The sequence below is a fragment of the Agromyces sp. NPDC055661 genome (genome assembly GCF_053618135.1).
Window position 1 is genome coordinate 881,789 of the sequence record NZ_JBSHHC010000002.1, and the last position, 19,010, is coordinate 900,798.

Here is a 19,010-nt window from a genome sequence, read left to right on the forward strand (position 1 = left end):
GTTTTTTTTAAAATCCCCCCGCATTCTGGCCCGGGCCGGCCGGCTTTCTTAACACCCCCCCGCCTACAAACACCTCGGCAATCAAACCGGGCCCCCGGCCGGGGGGGGCGACCCGGGCCGCCCGCCCTTCCGCATGCCCGGCGCAGATCACGTGCGGAGGGCCGACGGGATCAGGTCCCGTCCTCGGAGTCCTGCGACGGCACCCAGTAGGCGATCAGCGCGTCGCGCCGACGCTGCCGGTCGGCGGCCCATTCGGCACGGATCCGATCCAGCTCGGCCGGATCGAGGGCGAGCACCAGGGTGTCGAAGTCGGGGAGCGCGTCCGCCGGCTCCGATCGCGCGATCGCCTCGACGTCGAGGCGCTGCGTCCAGCGCGTCGCGGTGAGCGACCCCCACGTGGCCGCCGCGGTCTGCGGCCAGACCCCGCGGGCGTCGCGCAGGATCGCCGCGGCATCCCGACGCACGTTCGCTGCAAGGAGCAGGCACGCGGTGCACGCCGGAGCCGCCTCGGTCGTGGCGCTCTCGGCGTCGAACTCCTCGGGCGTCGGCGGACGGAGCTCCGCGGGGCGACTGCTCAGATCGCACAGCGAGCGCCCGTCGAGGAGCCAGACGTGCCGCAGGATCGGCTCGGAATCGGTCATGCCCGGAGCCTACGACCTCAGGGCCCGGCGGCAACCGCCTTGCGGACGCACCACGCCGTGTGGTGCAGCGAACGCAGGAAGAATGGGCCGACACGCCGCGATCGCGTCGGGAACACGCCGCGCCCCGGCTGGTTCTTCCTGCATTCGTCCCGAGACGAGTGTTCCGAGACTCGAGAACACTCGAGAACACGCGTCAGAAGAGCATGTCGTCGGAACCCGGGGGCAGTGGTGCCTCGACGATGGTCGGAGCCTCGGGCGCCAGGGTCGCGACCGGCGCGACGAGGAGCACCGTCGCCGCGCGCCGCACGGGCCACGACCCTGACGTCGTGAACGCCGGCTCGCCGTTCGCCCGGCGATAGGCCTGGTAGCTCTCGGCCTGCTCGCGGCACCAGTCGACCTGCCGGTCGTGCAGGTCGCCGACGGCGAGGGCGGCGAGCTCGGGGAAGGCGCGGGCGATCGCCTGCGCGACCCGGCCGGCGGCGACCGCGTCGGCGCCCGCATCGTGCGCGTCGAGCAGGGGCACGCCGTAGTGCGCGGCGGCGGCCGTGAGCGTGCGCTTGCCACGGCGGTAGCGGTCGACGGCCTTGTCGATCACGAGGGGGTCGACGACGGGACCCGGTCCGGGCAGCGGCGCGTGCCCGTAGCGCTCTGCCTCGCGCTCGAGCACGGTGAGGTCGTAGGCGGCGTTGTAGGCGACGATCGGCAGGCCGCGGCTCGCGGCATCCGTCAACGCTGCGATGATCTCGGCGACGGCGGTGACCGGCGACTGGCCCTCGAGGCGGGCGCGCTCGGTCGTGATGCCGTGGATGAGCGATGCGGCGGTGGGGATCTCGACCCCGGGATCGACGAGCCACTCCTCCTGCTCGAGCACCCCGCCGTCGGGTCCGATGACGCCCACGTGGGCCGTCACGATGCGGCACGTGTCGACGTCGATGCCCGTGGTCTCGAGGTCGAAGACGGCGAGGGTGTCGGCCCAGCGGGCGCTGCTCGAGGCATCCATGGTGGAAGGCTATGGGCGCCCACCCACAGACCCGGGGGAACGCGCCGCGTGTGTCGCGAGCGCTGTGGAGGCCGGGCGTTCGCCCAGCCCTCGCGCCGTAGAATGTGCGGGATGATCGCCTCCCCGTACGACGAGCAGCTCGCTCGCATCCCCGTCAGCGAGCACCGCGTCGACGTCGACGGCACCGAGACCGCGTGGTGGGAGTACGGCCCGGCGGATGCCCCGGTGCTCGTGCTCGTGCACGGCTTCCGCGGCGACCACCACGGCCTCGAGCCCGTGGTCGCGCAGCTGCCGGGGTTCCGGTTCATCTCGCCCGACCTGCCCGGGTTCGGCGCGTCCGCGACCTTCGCCGATCGCCCGCACGACATCGACGCGTACGCCGACTGGCTCGCGGCGTTCATCGACGCCGCGGGCATCACGGGTCCCTACGCGCTGCTCGGCCACTCCTTCGGGTCGATCGTCTCGTCCGCCGCGGTCGCCCGCGGGCTGCGGCCCGAGCGGCTCGTGCTGGTCAACCCGATCGGCGCGCCCGCGCTCGAGGGCCCCCGCGGGGTCATGACCCGCCTCGCCGTCGGCTACTACCGCGCCGCTGCCGCGCTGCCGGAGAAGGCCGGCTTCGCGCTGCTGCGCAACGGCGCCATCGTGCGGGTGATGAGCGTCACCATGGCCAAGACGCGGTCCAAGTCGCTCCGCCGCTGGATCCACGACCAGCACGACCGCTACTTCTCGGCGTTCGGCGACCGCGACGCCGTGCTCGAGGCGTTCCGCGCGTCGGTCAGCCACGACGTGAGCGAGTACGCGCACGACATCGACGTGCCGACCCTGCTCGTCGCCGCCGAGCGCGACGACGTCACGCCGCTCGAGGCGCAGCACCGACTCGTGACCCTGTTCCCCGACGCGACGCTCGAGGTCATCCCCGAGGTCGGGCACCTCATCCACTACGAGACGCCGGGCGACGCCGCGGCGCGCATCCTGCGGTTCCTCCGCTCGGGAGCGCACGCGTGAGGATCGTCGTCGACTGCCGGTACGTGCGCATCGGGCACCACGACGGCATCAGCCGCTTCACGGCGGGCATCGTCACGGAGCTCGCGAAGCGGCATCCGCTCACCATGCTCGTCAGCGACCACCGGCAGCTCGACATGCTGCCGGCGCTGCCGTGGCAGCTCGTGAGCTCGCCCACGAGCCCGCGCGAGCCGTTCGTGGCGCGGCAGGTCAAGCAGCTGCGGCCCGACATCGTCTTCACTCCGATGCAGACCATGGGCTCGTGGGGCCGCGACTACAAGCTGCTGCTGACCCTGCACGACCTCATCTACTACGAGAACCGCACGCCGCCGCGCGACCTCCCGTGGTTCGTGCGAATCCTGTGGCGGCTGTACCACCTCGCCTGGTGGCCCCAGCGGATGCTGCTGAACCGAGGCGACGCGGTCGTCACCGTGTCGCAGACCACCGCCGGCCTCATCCGGGAGCACCATCTCACCGACCGGCCCGTCACGGTGGTGTCGAACGCCGCAGACGACCTCGGAACGCCCGCGCTGCCGCGCGTCCGTCCCGAGGGTCACCGGCTCGTGTACATGGGCTCCTACATGCCGTACAAGAACGTCGACACGCTCGTGCGCGCGGTCGCAGCGCTGCCCGACCACGAGCTCCACCTCGCCAGCCGCATCGGCCGCGCCGAGCGCGAGCGGCTCACCCGGCTCGCGCCGCAGGCCCGCCTCGTCTTCCACGACGGCGTCACGGATGCCGAGTACGCGGAGCTGCTGTCGGGTGCGACAGCGCTCGTGCACGCGTCCCGCGCCGAGGGCTTCGGCATCCCGCTCGTCGAGGCGATGCGACTGGGCACTCCCGTCGTGGTGAGCGACATCCCGATCTTCCGGGAGATCGGCGGCGACGCCGCCCTCTACTTCGACTCCGAGAACCCCGAGGCGCTCGTCGCCGCGCTGTGGTCGCTCGAACGGCCTGGGGAGTGGGAGCGGCGCTCCGCAGCATCGGTCGACGTCGCCGCCCGCTTCACCTGGGCGAAGTCGGCCGAGCAGCTGCTCGAGCTCATGCGCCGCACGGTGGCGCCGGGCACGCGGCGTCGTCGCGCCGGGCGTCGTCGCTGACGCGATGTTCTCGCCGCGGCGCTGCCGCCCGCCGGCGGATCAGCCGTCCGTGCCCGTGAGCGTCTCGGGTGCCACGAGTTCGAGCCGGCCGTCGGTGACGGTCACGAGGTGCACCGACCCGTTCCCGATGACGTAGCCCGTCCCGGGCAGGCGCCAGTCGCTCAGGTGCTGGATGAGGGAGTGGATGACACCGCCGTGGGTCACGACCACGACCGCGGCGCCGGGGTGCGCCGCGGCGATGTCCATGAGCGCCGCCGAGGCCCGCACGACGACGGCCGAGCGGGTCTCGAGGCCGTCGATCGTCGCCGCCTGCGCCTCGACGGCTGCGCGACCGTGGTGGTCGAGGCCCTCGAGCACCCCGTAGCTGCGCTCGGCGAGCGCGTCGACGATCTCGGGGCGTGGCAGCCCGAGCCGCTCGGCGATGAGCTCGGCGGTCTCCGACGCGCGCGACAGCCCGCTCGAGTACACCGCGTCCCATCGCTCCGCCGCGAGTCGCTCGGCGGTCGCGAGGCCCTGCGCCCGACCGGCCTCGTTCAACGGGATGTCGGTGCGGCCCTGGATGCGACCCGTGCGGTTCCACTCCGTCTCGCCGTGTCGGACGAGGGCGATGAGCACGGGCGTCGCCGGCAGGGCGGTGGCTTCGGTCATCGGACCACTCTGGCAGATCGGCGGGCGCGGTCGCGCCGCGTCTGGTGCCGCGGCATCCGTCGCTCGATGCGCGGCCCGTGTAGGCGGAATCAGCCGAGCAGCGCCTCGGCCATCGCGACGAGAGTCTCGCTTGTGCCGGCGTCGATCTTGACGGCGGCGCGGCTGTCGCCCTTCGTGATGCCGCGGTTCACGACGATGATCGGCATCCGGCGGCGGCGGGCGAGCTCGAGGAGCCGGACGCCCGAGTTCACGACGAGCGACGACCCGGCCACGAGCAGCGTGTCGGCCGCCTGCACGAGCGATGCGGCCGCCTGGTAGACATCGGCCGGCACGAACTCGCCGAAGAACACGACGTCGGGCTTCAGGATGCCGCCGCAGACCGTGCACGCCGGGATGACCATCGCGTCGACGTCGTCGACCTCCACGTCGCCGTCGGGCGCCATGCGGATCGCGACGTCGAGGTCGATCGCCGGGTTCAGCTCGGCGAGCCGGTCGGCGATGGCCTGGCGGGCGTAATGCTGCCCGCACGTGAGGCAGAGCACGCGGTCCATGCCGCCGTGCAGCTCGACGACGTGCCGGCTGCCGGCGCGGCGGTGCAGGCCGTCGACGTTCTGCGTGACGATGCCGGGCACGACGCCGCCGGCCTCGAGGTCGGCGAGCGCGACGTGGCCGACGTTGGGTTGCGCGGCGCCGAAGTTGCGCCAGCCGAGGTGGCTGCCCGCCCAGTAGCGCTTGCGCGCGGCCTCGGAGGAGAGGAACGCCTGGAACGTCATGGGCGTGCGCACGGGGGCGCCCTCGCCGCGGTAGTCGGGGATGCCGGAGTCCGTGGACACGCCCGCACCCGTGAGCACCGCGACCCGCGCGCCGCGCATCAGGCCGACGGCCGCATCGAGCAGCTCGTCGGCCAGCATCGGGGCTTCGAGGCCAGGCGCCACCGTGTCTCCCTTCGACGGTGGTCCGATTCTAGACGCGTCGGTTTTCGGGATTGTTTCCGGCGCTGGCAGGCTGGAGGGGAGGAGGACCATGCACATCGAACGCGTCCGCGACGCGGCATCCGACGCCGTCGCCGACTACGCCGGGCTGACCGACGTGGCGCTGCGCAGCGCCCACGAGCCCGCCAACGGCCTGTACATCGCCGAGTCCGCGAAGGTCATCCGCCGCGCCATCGGCGCCGGGCACCGTCCGCGATCGGTGCTCATGGAGGAGAAGTGGCTGCCGGGGCTCGAGGTGGTGCTCGAGCCGTTCGACATCCCCGTGCACCTGGCCGAGCCCGAGCAGCTCGAGGCGATCACCGGGTACCGCGTGCACCGCGGCGCCCTGGCCGCGTTCGAGCGTCCCAGGCTGCCCGAGCCGGGCCAGCTGCTCGCCGACGCGCGGCGCGTCGTGGTGCTCGAGGACATCGTCGACCACACCAACGTCGGCGCGATCTTCCGGTCGGTCGCCGCGCTCGGCGCCGACGCGGTGCTCGTCACGCCCCGGTGCGCCGACCCCCTCTACCGGCGAAGCGTGCGCGTGAGCATGGGCACCGTGTTCCAGGTGCCGTGGACCCGGCTGCCCGAGTGGCCCGAGGCGGCACGGATGCTCCGCGCCCACGGGTTCTCGACCGCCGCGCTCGCCCTGGCCGACGACGCCGTGTCCCTCCGCGACCTCGCGGCGGATCCGCCCGAGCGGCTCGCGCTCGTGTTCGGCGCGGAGGGCGACGGGCTGAGCGCCCGCGCGCTCGAGGCGGCCGACCGCGTCGTGACGATCCCCATGGCGCACGGCGTGGACTCGCTGAACGTCGCGGCGGCCGCTGCCGTCGTGCTCTACGCGCTCGCGGTCGACTGAGGTCGCGTCGCCGTCGTCGCGGCGGTCGTCGTCGCCGACGGCGTTCGCCGTGACACGGAACGGGGCCGGCTCGGCTGCTGCCGCACCGACCCCGCGTAGTCCCGGATGGAACGCGTGGGGGCTATACGCCCTCCTTCACCGAGTAGACCTCGTCGGCGACGAGCCCGTGCGCCTGCTCGTGCACGACGTTGACGGCCTCCGCGCTGGGCGCGTCGACGAGGCAGAAGATCCGCCCCTCCGACTCGGCGACCCAGTAGCGGAGGAACTGCACGTCGTGGGGCGCCTGGGCGCGCAGGTCGGCGGCGTGCGCCTGGGCGACGTCGTCCATCGCGACGGACTCGGACAGGGCGTGGACATCCATGTAGAGCGGCATTCTGGTTCTCCTTCGAGTGGTGGTCGTGGTGCCGGAACCCAGTCCACCGGGGACGCGCGAGCGCGGGATCCGCGTCCGCCACCCAGGTTTGCGCGCTCGGCCACCCAGGTTGAGCGGGTGGCGTGCGATCGATGACGCCGCGTCAGGCGCTCTCGACGAGCCCCGTCGCGCGAGCGGCCTCGACGGCCTCCTGCCGCGAGGCCACCGCGAGCTTCGCGAGCACCGAGGAGACGTGGTGCTCGACGGTGCGCACCGACAGCACGAGCCGGTCGGCGATCTCCTCGTTGCTCAGCGACTCCGCGAGGAGCTCGAGGACCTCCTGCTCGCGACGGGTGAGTCCGGCTGCGTTGGCCCGCGTCGCCGTGCGGGAGCCGACCGGGATCGAACGGATCCCGAGCGCCCGCATGCGCCGGCGCACGGCGGTGATCGCCGCCACGGCGCCCAGGCGGTCGAGGCGCGCCACGGCGTCGCGGAGGTCGGCCTCGTCGTCGGACCACGCGAGCACGAGCGCCGCCTCGTAGGGGCATCCGAGCGCGTCCCAGGCGGCCACCGCGTCGTGCAGGCGTCCGTCGACCTCGGCATGGAAGGGCGGCCGCAGGGGAGCGAGCAGCGAGAGCTCGGTGCCGAGGAGCCGTCGCGCCCAGACCGCGAGGGGACCGGCGTCGCCCGGCGAGAGGCGGTGCTCGTACTGGAGCACCGCCTGGAGCTCCGCGCGGGCGCTCGCCTCGTCGCCGTCCAGCCAATGCACCTCCGCCCGCACCACGGCGTTCGGCACGAGGTACTGCGGCTCGCCGATGCCCCGGACGTCGTCGCGCACGCCGTCGAGCGCGGGCCACACGTTCGCGTCGCCGCGTCGGGCGCGCAGGAGGACCCACGTCTCGAGCGCCTGGATGCGGTTCCACACCGACAACTGCGAGCCGAGCACCTCGTCGCAGAGCTCGAACGCCTCTGGCCAGCGCCCGGTGAGCTCGAGGGCGTCGCAGCGCTCGCGCCGGAGGCACCAGCCCCAGAACGCCAGGTCGAGGCGGTCGCAGTACTCGCTGCCCTCGAGGAACACCCGGTCGGCGTCGTCGAAGCGGAGGTCGTCGAGCAGCAGCTCGTGCAGGTTGGAGAACGCGCGTCCGGCCTGCGGGCCGAGGCCGTGGTCGAGGGCCACCCGCACGGCGCGCTCGATCTCGAGGATGCCCGGCAGGCCGAGGGCGTTCACCGAGCATCCGCGGCTGTTCAGGGCGTCGCTCAGCACGTCGGGGAGGTCGCGACGCTCGGCGAGGTCGATCGCGCGGTCGGCGAGGGCGACCGCGTCCTCGTCGAGGTTGTCCATCATGCGATTGCCTGCGAGGTTGCAGAGCGCCCTGGCGAGCTCGTCGGACTCGCCGAGCGGCTCGAGCAGCGTGACCGCGCGTTCGAGCGCGGCGGTGCCCTCGTCGCCGCGCGCCACCCGCTGGAGGATCCCGCCGAGCTCGGAGAGCGCCGCCCCCTCGCCGAGCACGTCGCCGAGCTCGTGGCGGAGCTCGATGGCCTGGGAGATCGCCTCGAGCGCCCGCTCGCCGAGGTCGACGAGCGCGGCCTCGGTGCCGAGCGCGTGCAGGAGGTCGGCCAGCTCGCGACGCGAGGATCGGTCGGCGTGGGCGACGGCACGTTCGTACTGGGCGACCGCCTCGCGGTGGGAGCCGAGCCCGGCGGCTTCACGCGCCGCCCGCACGGCGAACCCCCGCGCCGCCGCGGCGTCGCCGGCGCCGTCGGCGTGGAACGCGAGGCGGGCGGCATCCGTGACGCCGTCGTCGACGAGCACGTCGAGGATGCGCCGGTGCAGGGCCACGCGGCGGTGCGGCGGGATCGCGTCGTCGACGGCGAGGCGAGCGAGCGCGTGCCGGAACGCGAACCACTCGCCGTCGGAGCGCACGATGCCGCAGACGAGCATCTCGTCGATGTCCGTGGGACCGGCCGCCGTGACCTCGGCGAGGAGCGTCGGGCTCACCCGCCGGCCGAGCAGGGCCGCGGTGTCGAGGACGTCGCGCGCCCGCTCGTGGAGCGTGGCCGCGCGCGCGAGCACCACGTCGCGGACCGACGGCTGGAGGACCTCGGCGGGCGTGTGCAGCACCTCGGTGGCGAAGTACGGGTTGCCGCCCGTGAGCTCGAGGAGCTCGTCGGGGTCCACGCCCGTGCCCGCGGCGAGCGCGGTGAGGCCGGGGAGCGAGAGCGGCAGCAGGCCGATCCGCCGGGTGCTGCGCTGGGCCGTGAGCTCGCCGATGGCGGACCGCAGCTCGTGGTCGGGCGCGAGCGCGTCGTCGCGATAGGTGGCGATGACCATCGCCCGCCGGTCGCGCAGCCGGCGCCCGAGGAAGCGGAGCAGGTCGAGCGTCGCCTCGTCGGCCCAGTGCACGTCCTCCACGACGAGCACGACCGGCGGATCCTCCGTGCCGCGGCGGGGAAGGCGCTCGAGCACGGCGTCGAAGAGCACCTCTCTGGGGGCTCCCGAGCGGCTGAGGCGCTCCAGGTCGTCGTCGAGGTCGCCCGCGAGGTCGAGCAGCGGCCCGAGCGGACGCGGGGTCGAGAGTCCGTCGCACGCGCCCCACGCCCAGCGCGCGGCATCCGATCGGTCCTCGAACGCCTCGACGAGCGACGACTTGCCGACGCCCGCCTCGCCGGAGACGAGCACCATGCGCCCGCGCCCGGCGGCCGACTCTTCGGCGTAGTCGCGCAGCGCCGCGAGCTGCGCCTCCCGCTCCAGCAGCATCACGCCGTCGAGGCTAGACCCCCCGCGCGTGGCACGGCGGCCCCCGACCGAGGGACACCCGCGCCATTCCGGGGATCACCAGCCTCCCCGGTTAAGCTCGATGCGTGCCTTCCCCTGCCCTGAATGACGTCGATGCACGTCGCCCGAGCGCCGCGGTCTACCGCCGGCGTCGCATCGTCGTGTTCGGCGTGCTCGCGCTCGTGGTCGCGCTGCTCACGACCGGAGGGGTGTACACCGCCGGCGCGCTCGGGGCACCCGTCCCGGCGGCCCAGCCCGCGGTCACCGATCCCGAGCCGGTCGCGGCCGCCCCGCAGGCGCTCGTGCTGCCCGGGTTCGGCACGTACGCGGTCGCGGCGGTCGGCTACGACGGGCTGCTCGCGGCGGGCAACGAGCAGGCGCCGATGGCGACGGCGAGCATCACGAAGGTGATCACGGCGCTCGTCGTGCTCGAGGAGCATCCGATCGCGGCCGGCGAGGGCGGCCCCGAGATCACGTACACCGACGCCGACGTCGACATCTACTGGGACATGATCGCCCAGAACGGCTCCGTCGCGCCGGTGCAGGCGGGCGCGACGCTGACCCTGCGCGAGAGCCTCGAGGCGATGCTGCTGCCGTCGGGCAACAACTACGCGATCTCGATCGCGAACTGGGCCTTCGGCTCGGTCGACGCGTTCGTCGAGCGGGCACGCACCTGGCTCGACGCGCACGGGCTCGCGAACACGCGCATCGCCGACTCCAGCGGCCTGTCGCTCGACAACGTGAGCACCGCGGCCGACCTGGTGCAGCTCGGCGAGCTCGCGCTCGAGAACCCGGTGCTCGCCGAGATCGTCGCGACGCAGTCCGTCGACATCCCCGAGCTCGGCACGCTGAAGAACGGCAACAAGCTCCTCGGCACGCACGGCGTCGACGGCATCAAGACGGGCACGACGGATGACGCGGCCAACCTGCTGTTCTCGGCGGACTTCGCCGTGGGCGCGTCCTCCATCACGGTCGTGGGCGTGCTGCTCGGCGGCGAGACGCACGCCGTGCTGAACGACGCGATCGCCGCGCTCCTCGACTCCATCGCGCCCGGCTTCCACGAGGTGGCGCCGCTCGAGGCCGGCGAGGCGCTCGCGACCTACGACACGCCGTGGGGCGACACCGCCCGCGCGCGCACGACGAGCGGGGCATCCGTCATCGTGTGGAACGACACGCCCGTCGACGTGGAGGTGGACGCCGACCCGGTGACGCTCGCCGGCCGTGGCGACGAGGTGGGCACGGCCGTCGTGCACGCCGGCACGCAGGAGATCACGGTGCCGCTCGTGCTCGACGCGTCCATCACCGACCCCGGCGCCTGGTGGCGGCTCACGCACCCGGGCGGACTCGAGCCGGCGACGCCGACGACGGCCGGCTGACGCGTCTCAGTCGGGCAGCGTGTACGGCCCGGCATCCGGCCGCTTGGCGGAGACGAAGTCGCCGGAGGACTGGTGCCGCACGCGGCGGAGCACCCACGGCACGAGGTACTCGCGCGCCCACGCGAGGTCTTCGACGCGGGCCTGGCGCCATGTGCCCTGCGGCAGCGGCTCGGGCTTCATGGGCTCGAGGTCGTTCTCGACGTTGAGCGACGCGAGCACCATGCGCGCGACTGTGTGGTGGCCGAGCGAGTTGAGGTGTAGGCGGTCGGGCGCCCACATGCGCTGGTCCTGGATCTCGGCGAGCGCCCACTGGTCGGCGACGATGCAGTCGTGCTTCGCGGCGATCGAGCGCAGGTTCTCGTTGTAGATCGCGACCTTGCCGCGGATGCCGCGGAAGACGGGGGAGAAGCCCACGTCGACGCCGGTGAACAGCACGATGGTCGCGTGGTCGCGGGAGAGCCGCTCGATCGCGTACTCGAACCGCGCGGCGATCTCGTCGGGGTCGGTGCCGGGCCGGATGACGTCGTTGCCGCCCGCGGAGATCGTGACGAGGTCGGGCCGCAGCGCCAGCGCGGGCTCGAGCTGCTCGTCGACGATCTGCTGGATGAGCCTGCCCCGCACGGCGAGGTTCGCGTACGCGAAGTCCTCGGTGCCCTGCGAGAGCACCTCGGCGACGCGGTCGGCCCAGCCGCGGTTCCCGCCCGGCACCGTGGGCTCGGGGTCGCCGATGCCCTCCGTGAAGGAGTCGCCGAGCGCGACGTAGCGGGACCACGGATGCTGCTGCTTGACCATGCCTCCATTGTGCCAACGGCGTCCGACGCGATCGGTCACGGTGCCCGGCTGGTCGGTCGAGGGGGCCGGTTCGGGGGATGTCGGGGCCCTCCGCTACGCTCGGATCCAGTGAGCACAGCGACCCCCTCCGGCAACCTGCCGGGCACCTCGGCCGCCGAGCACCTCTCCCCGTCCTTCCCCGAGCGCGCCGCCTGGGGCACCGCGAGCAAGCTGCGCGCGTGGCAGGCCGAAGCCCTCGAGCAGTACCTCGCCGAGCTGCCGCGCGACTTCCTCGCGGCCGCGACGCCGGGCGCCGGCAAGACGACCTTCGCCCTGCGCCTCGCGGCCGAGCTGCGGCACCGCCGCGTCATCGACCGCATCACGGTGGTGGCGCCGACCGACCACCTGAAGCGGCAGTGGGCGGATGCCGCGGCGCGCGCCGGCATCCGACTCGACCCCGGGTTCCGCAACGCCCACGGCCAGACCGCACGCCACTTCCACGGCGTCGCGGTCACCTACGCCCAGGTCGCGATGCGCCCGGCGCTGCACCGCGAGCTCACGATCTCGGGGCGCACCCTCGTGATCCTCGACGAGGTGCACCACGGCGGCGACGCGCTCTCGTGGGGCGACGCGATCCGCGAGGCGTTCGAGCCCGCGACGAAGCGGCTGTCGCTGACGGGCACGCCGTTCCGGTCCGACACGGCGCCCATCCCATTCGTTCGGTACGAGCCCGACGCCAAGGGCATCCGGCTCTCGCAGACCGACTACGACTACGGCTACGGTCGAGCGCTGGCCGACGGCGTCGTGCGGCCCGTCATCTTCATGGTCTACGCCGGCCACATGCGCTGGCGCACGAAGGCCGGCGACGAGATGGAGGCGCGGCTCGGCGAGGACAACACGAAGGACATCACCTCGTCGGCGTGGCGCACCGCGCTCGAGCCGACGGGGGAGTGGATCCCGGCCGTGCTCGCGTCGGCCGACCGCCGCCTCACCGAGGTCCGCCAGTCGATCCCCGACGCGGGCGGGCTCGTCATCGCGACCGACCAGACCGTCGCGCGGGCCTACGCGCAGATCCTCGAGGGCATCTGCGGCGAGCCCGTCACGGTCGTGCTCTCCGACGAGAAGGAGGCGAGCGCGCGCATCGAGGAGTTCTCGGGCAACGCGCGGCGGTGGATGGTCGCGGTGCGCATGGTCTCCGAGGGCGTCGACGTGCCGCGCCTCGCCGTCGGGGTCTACGCGACGAGCGCCTCGACGCCGCTGTTCTTCGCGCAGGCGATCGGCCGCTTCGTGCGCGCCCGCCGCCGCGGCGAGACCGCGTCCGTGTTCCTGCCGAACGTGCCCGTGCTCATGGAGCTCGCGGCCCTGCTCGAGCTCGAGCGCGACCATGCGCTCGACCGCCGCGACGGCGATGGCGACGACGACGGCCTCGACGACAGCCTGCTCGAGTCGGCGAACCGCGAGGACCGTGCCTCGGAGGAGCTCGGGCTCGGCACCTGGCAGGCGATCGCGTCGGATGCCGCGTTCGATCGCGTCGTCTTCGACGGCACCGAGTTCGGCACCCTCGCCGAGCCCGGCAGCGACGAGGAGTTCGACTTCATCGGCATCCCCGGACTCCTGGAGCCCGAGCAGGTGGCCGAGCTGCTTCGGCATCGGCAGGCCAGGCAGGCGCGCCGCGCGGGGGATCGACGCCGTCACGTCGCCGAGTCCGAGGCATCCGCCGACCCCGAGCCCGTGGCCCTGTACCGCACGCTCAAGGAGCAGCGGTCGCTGCTCAACTCGCTCGTCGGCCTCTACGCGCGGCAGACGGGCACGGCGCACTCGCTCGTGCACGGCGAGCTGCGCCGCGCGTGCGGCGGGCCCGACGTCGCGCACGCGACGGTGACCCAGCTGCAGGCGCGCATCGAGCTGCTGCGCAAGCGGCTCGGCGGGCGCTGAGCGCAGCGGTCCGAGGCGGCTCGGCGACGGCCTGAGCGCGCGTAGCTCGCGGGGTCGGCGGACGTCCGCGGGCTGTGCCACCATGGGCGGGTGGACCGCCGCACCCGCGTGCTCATCGTCGCCATCGTCGTCTCGTTCATCGCCTTCCTCGACGGCGCGGTCATCAACGTCGCCCTGCCGTCGCTCGCGGCCGAGCTCGGCGGCGGCCTCGCGCTCCAGCAGTGGGCGGTCGACGCGTACCTGCTCACGCTCGGCGCGTTCATCCTGCTCGCGGGGTCGCTGTCCGACTCCTTCGGCCGGCTGCGAATCATCCGCATCGGGCTCTACGGCTTCGCCGTCACCTCGGTGATCTGTGCGATCGCGCCGACCGGCATCGTCTTCATCATCGGACGTGCGCTCCAGGGCGCGGCAGGCGCGCTGCTCGTGCCGAGCTCGCTCGCGATCATCATCGCGACCTTCTCGAAGTCCGAGCAGGGCCGCGCGATCGGGCAGTGGACCGCGTGGACGACGAGTGCGTTCCTGATCGGACCGCTCTTCGGCGGTCTCCTCGTCGACCTCGTGTCGTGGCGGCTCGTGTTCTGGATCAACATCGTGCCGATCGCCGTCGTGCTCGTGATGATGCGAGCGCTGGGTCGCGACGAGCCGAACCCCGACCGCGAGCCGATCGACTGGGTCGGCGCCGCGCTCGGCATCGTGGGCCTCGGCGGCACGGTGTTCGCCCTCATCGAGCAGGGCCGGTTCGGGTGGGGTTCGCCCGTGGTCTGGGTCCCGCTCGTCGTCGGCCTCGTCGCGCTCGTGGCGTTCGTGCTGTGGGAGCGCCGGTCGCGGCATCCGATGCTGCCGCTCTCGCTGTTCCGGGCGCGCAACTTCGCATGGGGCAACGTCGCCACCCTCTTCATCTACGCCGCGTTCTCGCTCGGCCCCTTCGCGCTGACGATCTTCCTGCAGCAGTTCGCCGGGTTCTCGGCCACCATGGCCGGGCTCGCGACCCTGCCGCCCACGATCATGCTCGTGCTGTTCGGCTCCCGCTTCGGCACGCTGTCGACGCGCTACGGCCCGCGCATCTTCATGACGGTCGGGCCGCTCGTCGTCGGCGTCGGCTACCTGCTCACCGTCATGGTGCAGGAGGAGCTGAACTACTGGCTGCACCTGCTGCCCGGCATCCTGCTCATGGGGCTCGGCATGGCCATCACGGTGGCGCCGCTCACCGCCGCGATCCTCGGCGCGGTCGACCCCGCCCGCGCGGGCATCGGCTCCGCGGTCAACAACGCCGTGGCCCGCATCGCCGGACTCGTCGCCATCGCGAGCATCGGGGTGATCGTGGGCACGCAGCTCGACGTCGTCGGCTACCGCCGCGCCGCCGTCGCCACGGCGGTGTTCCTCGTCCTCGGCGGCATCGTGTCGTGGCTCGGCATCCGGAACCCCGCGCCGTCACCCGATGCCACGGGTGCGACGCCACCGGGCGCCGATGCGCGGTCGACCGGTTCGACGCACGTGCCGCCGCACGCCGCGGACTGATCGCGGCGCGCGGCGTCGGCGTTCAGGCGAGCGACACGTCGGCGTGCTCGGCGACCGCGAGCCCGCCGTGCTCCGCCGCGGCGTCGAGCGCTGCCATGAGGTCGGCCGTGAGGTCGTCGACGTGCTCGAGGCCGATCGAGAGGCGCACGACGGCCGCGTTCGGCTTCGCGTGGCCCGCGACGGGCCGGTGCGTCAACGACGCCGGGTGCTGCACGAGCGTGTCCACGCCGCCGAGCGAGACCGCGTGCGTGGCGAGCTCGCACGACTCCGTGAAGCGCGCCGCGGCGTCGTAGCCGCCGGCGAGCTCGATCGCGATGATCGACCCCGGACCCGCGAGCTGCGTGCCGACGAGTCCCTGCGGGTCCTGCCCGGGCAGCCCGGGGTAGCGCACGCGCGCCACGGCCGGGTGGGCGATGAGGCGCTCGGCGAGCACCCGCGCCGTCTCCTGCTGGGCGCGGACGCGCACGGGCAGCGTACGGAGGCCGCGGTGCAGCAGGTACGCCGCCATCGGGTGCAGGAGGCCCCCGGTGAGCGCGCGCACGCGGCGGAGTCGCTCGACCCACTCACGGTCGGCCGCGACGACGCCGCCCATGACGTCGCCGTGTCCGCCGAGGTACTTCGTGGCGCTGTGCAGCACGAGCGTGGCGCCGTGCTCGGCCGGACGCTGCAGCACGGGGGTCGCGAACGTGTTGTCGACGAGCACGGGCACGTCGCCCGCGGCATCCGTCACGCGGCGCAGGTCGAGCAGCTCGAGCGTCGGGTTCGCGGGCGTCTCGACGATCACGAGCCCGGTGTCGGCCTCGATCGCGGCGGCGATGCCGTCGGCGTCGGTCCAGGTGACCCGGGTGCCGAGCAGGCCGCTCTCGAGCACGTGGTCGGTGCCACCGTAGAGCGGGCGCACGGCGACGACATGCGGCCTGCCGGCGGATGCCGCCGCGATGAGCGTCGCCGCGAGCGCCGCCATGCCGCTCGCGAACGCGACCGCGCCCTCGGTGCCCTCGAGGCCCGCGAGGGACTCCTCGAAGCGCGCGACGCCGGGCTGCCAGAGGCGCTGGTAGACGGCTGAGCGGCCGTCGCCGAGGTCGTGGCCGGTGGCGAGCTCCTCGTAGGAGAGGCCGCCGCTCTCGACCGAGCCGAGCGGATTCGTGGTGGAGAAGTCGATGACTGGGACGTGTGAACCGCTCGCCCGAACCCCGTCCATGCCGCCGTGCACGGCGCGGGTCTCGAACTGCGACGACGATGTCTGCATGCCTCGAATGAAGCAGGATCTGTGACAATTCGCAAACACGGATGCATGATCATCGCGATAGACTCTCAGTGCCGAAGAATCTTCACGACACTCCGAGAGGAGCCGAACCCATGGCGCAGAAACCCGAACTCGACCGCGTCGACCGTGCGCTGCTGCGCGCGCTCTCGGCGAATGCGAGGGCCTCGGGCGCCGCCCTCGCCGCCGAGGTCGGCGTCGCCGAGTCCACCGTATCGCTCCGGCTCCGCCGACTGCAGAGCCTCGGGACGGTCCGCGGCTACCACGTCGATGTCGACCTGGCCTCGCTCGGGGTGTCGCTGCAGGCGCTGATCGCGATACGCCTCGTGAAGCACGACCGCAGCGAGATCGACGCGTTCCGCGCCCAGGTGCCGCACCTGCCGGGCGTGCTCGGCGTATTCCACATGGCGGGCGCCGAGGACTACCTGCTGCACGTGGCCGCACGCGACGCCGAGGAGCTCCGCGAGTTCGTGCTCGCGCACCTCACGGGGCATCCGGCCGTGGCGCATACCGAGACGAATCTCATCTTCGAGCACGTCGACGGCGACGGCTGGAACCGCCTCGTCGGCTAGGCCGTCCGTCTGGTCGCCGCGTCAGTCCGGGCGTCAGCCGATCGTCGCGCCGAACGCCAGGCCCAGCACGTACGTGACCGCGGCCGCGCCGAGGCCGATCGCGAGCTGGCGGAACGCGCGCCTCATCGGCGACGCGCCCGACAGCAGGCCGACGGTCGCGCCGGTGGCGAGGAGCGCGATGCTCACGAGCACGGTCGCCATGATGATCGCGGCCGTGCCGCTGAGGCCGAGGATCCAGGGCAGCACGGGGATCAAGGCGCCGGACGCGAAGAAGAGGAAGCTCGAGATCGCGGCCGCCATGCCCGTGCCGACGGCTTCGTCGTCGTGCGCCGCCGCGACGGCGAGCGCATCGGTCGGTGCCGCGAGCTGCTCGGCCGCCCGCACGCGGGCCATGACGAGCGCCGCGTGGTCGCGGGCGTCGTCCTCCTCCATGCCGCGGGCGCGGTAGACGAGGGCGAGCTCGTTGGCGTCGAGGTCGAGGTCGACGAGCGCCTCGCGCGCGGTCGGGTCGGGGGCGGATGCCTCGAGCAGCTCGCGCTGCGACCGCACCGACACGTACTCGCCGGCACCCATCGAGAGTGCGCCCGCGAGCAGTCCCGCGATGCCGGTGAACAGCACCACGGACGCCGGAACGCCCGTCGCGCCGATGCCGAGCACGAGCGCGAGGTTCGAGACGAGGCCGTCGTTCGCCCCGAACACCGCCGCGCGGAACGTGCCGGCGAGTCGGCGTCGACCACGCGCGGCGAGCCCGCGCACGACCTCGCCGTGGATGCGCTCGTCGGCGGCCATGGCGGCGGTCGCGTCGGGGTCGGTGGCATAGGGGGAGCGGGCCTCGGCGCGCTGGGCGAGCGCGAGCACGAAGATCGAGCCGAACCGGCGGGCGAGCCCGCCGAGCATCCGGGTGCGCAGATCGGCGCGCGGCACGCCGGAGTCGTCGCCGTCGAGCAGCCGGAGCCAGTGCGCCTCGTGCCGACCCTCGGCGGCCGCCAGCGCCAGGAGGATCTCCCGCTCCTCGCCGTCGCGTCGTGCGGCGAGCTCGCGGTAGACGGCCGCCTCAGCCCGCTCGTCCGCGAGGTAGCGCCGCCAGCGTGCCCGGTCCGCCGCCGTTCCCGGCCGTTCGTCCGTCATGTGCTCCACATCCCATCGGGGAGCCGACGTCCGTCGCTCCCGCTCCGTCACGTCCTCGCCGCTCGCGCGGCCTCAGCCACGATATCGGCGCGCCGGGCGCGAACCGGCCGAACAGCCCGGATTGGCAGCATTTCGGAGCCCCGAACGGGTTTCGGGGGGCCGAAGGGTTGCGCGGCCGCCCGACGGCTCGCTGGCCGCCGCGAGCGGGGCGCCCGACGTGCGCCGGCTCAGCCCTCCGCGGGGGCCGTCACGAAGTCGATGAGCTCCTCGACACGACCCAGGAGTGCGGGCTCGAGGTCGCCGTAGCCGCGCACGCGACCGAGGATGTGCTGCCAGGCCCGCGCGATGTCGGCCTGCTCGGCATGCGGCCAGCCGAACGCCTCGCACACGCCGTGCTTCCACTCGGTGCCGCGCGGGATGACCGGCCACGCGTCGCGGCCGAGGCGAGCGGGCTTCACAGCCTGCCAGACGTCGATGAACGGATGCCCCACCACGAGCACGTGCCGGCCATGCGGGCCGCGCGCCACCGCGTCGGCGATGCGCTGCTCCTTCGATCCCGGCACCAGGTGGTCGACGAGGATGCCGGCACGGCGGCCGGGACCCGGACGGAACTCGTCGAGCTGGGCGGCGAGCACGTCCACGCCCTCGAGGTACTCGACCACGACGCCTTCGATGCGCAGGTCCGCGCCCCAGACCTTCTCGACGAGCTCGGCGTCGTGGCGGCCCTCGACGAAGATGCGGCTCGGCAGGGCGACGCGGGCGGGCGCCCGCTCGACGGCGAACGAGCCCGACGCGGTGCGGAGCCTCCCGGTCGGCGCCTTCGGCGTCGGGAACACGAGCTGCACGGCCTCGCCGTCGACGAGGAAGCCGTGCCCGAGCGGGAACACGCGCTTCGCGCCGAACCGGTCCTCGAGGGTCACGTGTCGCGTGTCGACCGCGACGACCGCCCCGCAGAACCCGTCGGCGGCGAGCTCGACCACGAGGTCGCGCTCGGCCTCGACTGTCGGGATCGTGCGGCGACCGCGAGCGCGCCAGTCGCCCGCGAGCACGTCGGTACCGTAGCGATCGGGTCCGTTCGGGTCGTGGGTCGGGTTCGGCAC

At 73.4% G+C, this 19,010-nt stretch carries 17 protein-coding genes; 7 read left to right on the forward strand and 10 right to left on the reverse strand.

What is annotated here, in order from left to right:
- Positions 1-170: 170 nt before the first annotated feature.
- Both ACWGO8_RS17685 and ACWGO8_RS17690 read right to left on the reverse strand, forming a co-directional pair.
- Entirely contained in the window at positions 171-641 is a 471-nt protein-coding gene (locus tag ACWGO8_RS17685) for a hypothetical protein (RefSeq protein WP_452044277.1), read from the reverse strand.
- A gap of 193 nt (positions 642-834) precedes the next feature.
- Positions 835-1,641, reverse strand: coding sequence for an exonuclease domain-containing protein (locus ACWGO8_RS17690; protein ID WP_452044278.1), 807 nt, complete (start codon positions 1,639-1,641; stop codon positions 835-837).
- A 111-nt stretch (positions 1,642-1,752) separates the two neighbouring features.
- Here ACWGO8_RS17690 and ACWGO8_RS17695 point away from each other — a divergent pair, with 111 nt between their 5' ends.
- Together ACWGO8_RS17695 and ACWGO8_RS17700 are read left to right on the forward strand one after the other, a co-directional pair.
- Positions 1,753-2,646, forward strand: a complete 894-nt coding sequence (locus ACWGO8_RS17695) for an alpha/beta fold hydrolase (protein WP_452044279.1) — start codon at positions 1,753-1,755, stop codon at positions 2,644-2,646.
- Entirely contained in the window at positions 2,643-3,743 is a 1,101-nt protein-coding gene (locus ACWGO8_RS17700; RefSeq protein WP_452044280.1) for a glycosyltransferase family 4 protein, read from the forward strand. Before ACWGO8_RS17695 ends, ACWGO8_RS17700 begins: the two co-directional genes overlap by 4 nt.
- A gap of 39 nt (positions 3,744-3,782) precedes the next feature.
- On the opposite strand, the gene ACWGO8_RS17705 is transcribed toward ACWGO8_RS17700, so the two are convergent.
- Both ACWGO8_RS17705 and ACWGO8_RS17710 read right to left on the reverse strand, forming a co-directional pair.
- Positions 3,783-4,391, reverse strand: coding sequence for a histidine phosphatase family protein (locus ACWGO8_RS17705; RefSeq protein ID WP_452044281.1), 609 nt, complete (start codon positions 4,389-4,391; stop codon positions 3,783-3,785).
- 89 nt (positions 4,392-4,480) lie between these two features.
- Positions 4,481-5,302, reverse strand: a complete 822-nt coding sequence (locus ACWGO8_RS17710) for an NAD-dependent protein deacetylase (protein ID WP_452044582.1) — start codon at positions 5,300-5,302, stop codon at positions 4,481-4,483.
- Between the two features lie 112 nt (positions 5,303-5,414).
- Here ACWGO8_RS17710 and ACWGO8_RS17715 point away from each other — a divergent pair, with 112 nt between their 5' ends.
- The gene (locus tag ACWGO8_RS17715) at positions 5,415-6,218 is read left to right on the forward strand and encodes a TrmH family RNA methyltransferase (RefSeq protein WP_452044282.1); all 804 of its coding nucleotides are present in this window, start codon (positions 5,415-5,417) and stop codon (positions 6,216-6,218) included.
- Positions 6,219-6,339: 121 nt separating this feature from the next.
- On the opposite strand, the gene ACWGO8_RS17720 is transcribed toward ACWGO8_RS17715, so the two are convergent.
- Together ACWGO8_RS17720 and ACWGO8_RS17725 are read right to left on the reverse strand one after the other, a co-directional pair.
- Positions 6,340-6,591, reverse strand: coding sequence for a DUF4242 domain-containing protein (locus tag ACWGO8_RS17720; RefSeq protein ID WP_452044283.1), 252 nt, complete (start codon positions 6,589-6,591; stop codon positions 6,340-6,342).
- Between the two features lie 142 nt (positions 6,592-6,733).
- Entirely contained in the window at positions 6,734-9,328 is a 2,595-nt protein-coding gene (locus tag ACWGO8_RS17725; RefSeq protein ID WP_452044583.1) for an ATP-binding protein, read from the reverse strand.
- Positions 9,329-9,432: 104 nt separating this feature from the next.
- Between ACWGO8_RS17725 and ACWGO8_RS17730 the strand changes: the two genes are divergently transcribed.
- Positions 9,433-10,722 (forward strand): D-alanyl-D-alanine carboxypeptidase family protein, encoded by a 1,290-nt coding sequence (locus ACWGO8_RS17730; protein WP_452044284.1) that lies wholly within the window; start codon positions 9,433-9,435, stop codon positions 10,720-10,722.
- Between the two features lie 6 nt (positions 10,723-10,728).
- Here ACWGO8_RS17730 and ACWGO8_RS17735 read toward each other — a convergent pair whose 3' ends face one another.
- Entirely contained in the window at positions 10,729-11,514 is a 786-nt protein-coding gene (locus ACWGO8_RS17735; RefSeq protein WP_452044285.1) for an SGNH/GDSL hydrolase family protein, read from the reverse strand.
- Positions 11,515-11,622: 108 nt separating this feature from the next.
- Here ACWGO8_RS17735 and ACWGO8_RS17740 point away from each other — a divergent pair, with 108 nt between their 5' ends.
- Both ACWGO8_RS17740 and ACWGO8_RS17745 read left to right on the forward strand, forming a co-directional pair.
- Complete coding sequence (locus ACWGO8_RS17740; RefSeq protein ID WP_452044286.1) at positions 11,623-13,428, forward strand: DEAD/DEAH box helicase; 1,806 nt, start codon at positions 11,623-11,625, stop codon at positions 13,426-13,428.
- A 90-nt stretch (positions 13,429-13,518) separates the two neighbouring features.
- Complete coding sequence (locus ACWGO8_RS17745; RefSeq protein ID WP_452044287.1) at positions 13,519-14,946, forward strand: DHA2 family efflux MFS transporter permease subunit; 1,428 nt, start codon at positions 13,519-13,521, stop codon at positions 14,944-14,946.
- Between the two features lie 22 nt (positions 14,947-14,968).
- On the opposite strand, the gene ACWGO8_RS17750 is transcribed toward ACWGO8_RS17745, so the two are convergent.
- Positions 14,969-16,195: a trans-sulfuration enzyme family protein gene (locus ACWGO8_RS17750; RefSeq protein ID WP_452044288.1), complete on the reverse strand. Its 1,227-nt coding sequence runs from the start codon at positions 16,193-16,195 to the stop codon at positions 14,969-14,971.
- 110 nt (positions 16,196-16,305) lie between these two features.
- On the opposite strand from ACWGO8_RS17750, the gene ACWGO8_RS17755 reads away from it, so the two are divergent.
- On the forward strand, positions 16,306-16,782 hold the full coding sequence (locus ACWGO8_RS17755; RefSeq protein ID WP_376954718.1) for an Lrp/AsnC family transcriptional regulator: 477 nt from the start codon (positions 16,306-16,308) through the stop codon (positions 16,780-16,782).
- Between the two features lie 33 nt (positions 16,783-16,815).
- Here ACWGO8_RS17755 and ACWGO8_RS17760 read toward each other — a convergent pair whose 3' ends face one another.
- Together ACWGO8_RS17760 and ACWGO8_RS17765 are read right to left on the reverse strand one after the other, a co-directional pair.
- Positions 16,816-17,910, reverse strand: a complete 1,095-nt coding sequence (locus ACWGO8_RS17760) for a VIT1/CCC1 transporter family protein (RefSeq protein ID WP_452044289.1) — start codon at positions 17,908-17,910, stop codon at positions 16,816-16,818.
- Positions 17,911-18,137: 227 nt separating this feature from the next.
- Positions 18,138-19,010, reverse strand: a complete 873-nt coding sequence (locus ACWGO8_RS17765; RefSeq protein WP_452044290.1) for a DUF3097 domain-containing protein — start codon at positions 19,008-19,010, stop codon at positions 18,138-18,140.

Bases quoted from the DNA above. Each gene is read 5' to 3' on its own strand.
- ACWGO8_RS17685 (WP_452044277.1), bottom strand. From the start codon at position 641: ATGACCGATTCCGAGCCGATCCTGCGGCACGTCTGGCTCCTCGACGGG.
- ACWGO8_RS17690 (WP_452044278.1), bottom strand. From the start codon at position 1,641: ATGGATGCCTCGAGCAGCGCCCGCTGGGCCGACACCCTCGCCGTCTTC.
- ACWGO8_RS17695 (WP_452044279.1), top strand. From the start codon at position 1,753: ATGATCGCCTCCCCGTACGACGAGCAGCTCGCTCGCATCCCCGTCAGC.
- ACWGO8_RS17705 (WP_452044281.1), bottom strand. From the start codon at position 4,391: ATGACCGAAGCCACCGCCCTGCCGGCGACGCCCGTGCTCATCGCCCTC.
- ACWGO8_RS17710 (WP_452044582.1), bottom strand. From the start codon at position 5,302: ATGCTGGCCGACGAGCTGCTCGATGCGGCCGTCGGCCTGATGCGCGGC.
- ACWGO8_RS17715 (WP_452044282.1), top strand. From the start codon at position 5,415: ATGCACATCGAACGCGTCCGCGACGCGGCATCCGACGCCGTCGCCGAC.
- ACWGO8_RS17720 (WP_452044283.1), bottom strand. From the start codon at position 6,591: ATGCCGCTCTACATGGATGTCCACGCCCTGTCCGAGTCCGTCGCGATG.
- ACWGO8_RS17725 (WP_452044583.1), bottom strand. From the start codon at position 9,328: ATGCTGCTGGAGCGGGAGGCGCAGCTCGCGGCGCTGCGCGACTACGCC.
- ACWGO8_RS17735 (WP_452044285.1), bottom strand. From the start codon at position 11,514: ATGGTCAAGCAGCAGCATCCGTGGTCCCGCTACGTCGCGCTCGGCGAC.
- ACWGO8_RS17750 (WP_452044288.1), bottom strand. From the start codon at position 16,195: ATGCAGACATCGTCGTCGCAGTTCGAGACCCGCGCCGTGCACGGCGGC.
- ACWGO8_RS17755 (WP_376954718.1), top strand. From the start codon at position 16,306: ATGGCGCAGAAACCCGAACTCGACCGCGTCGACCGTGCGCTGCTGCGC.
- ACWGO8_RS17760 (WP_452044289.1), bottom strand. From the start codon at position 17,910: ATGACGGACGAACGGCCGGGAACGGCGGCGGACCGGGCACGCTGGCGG.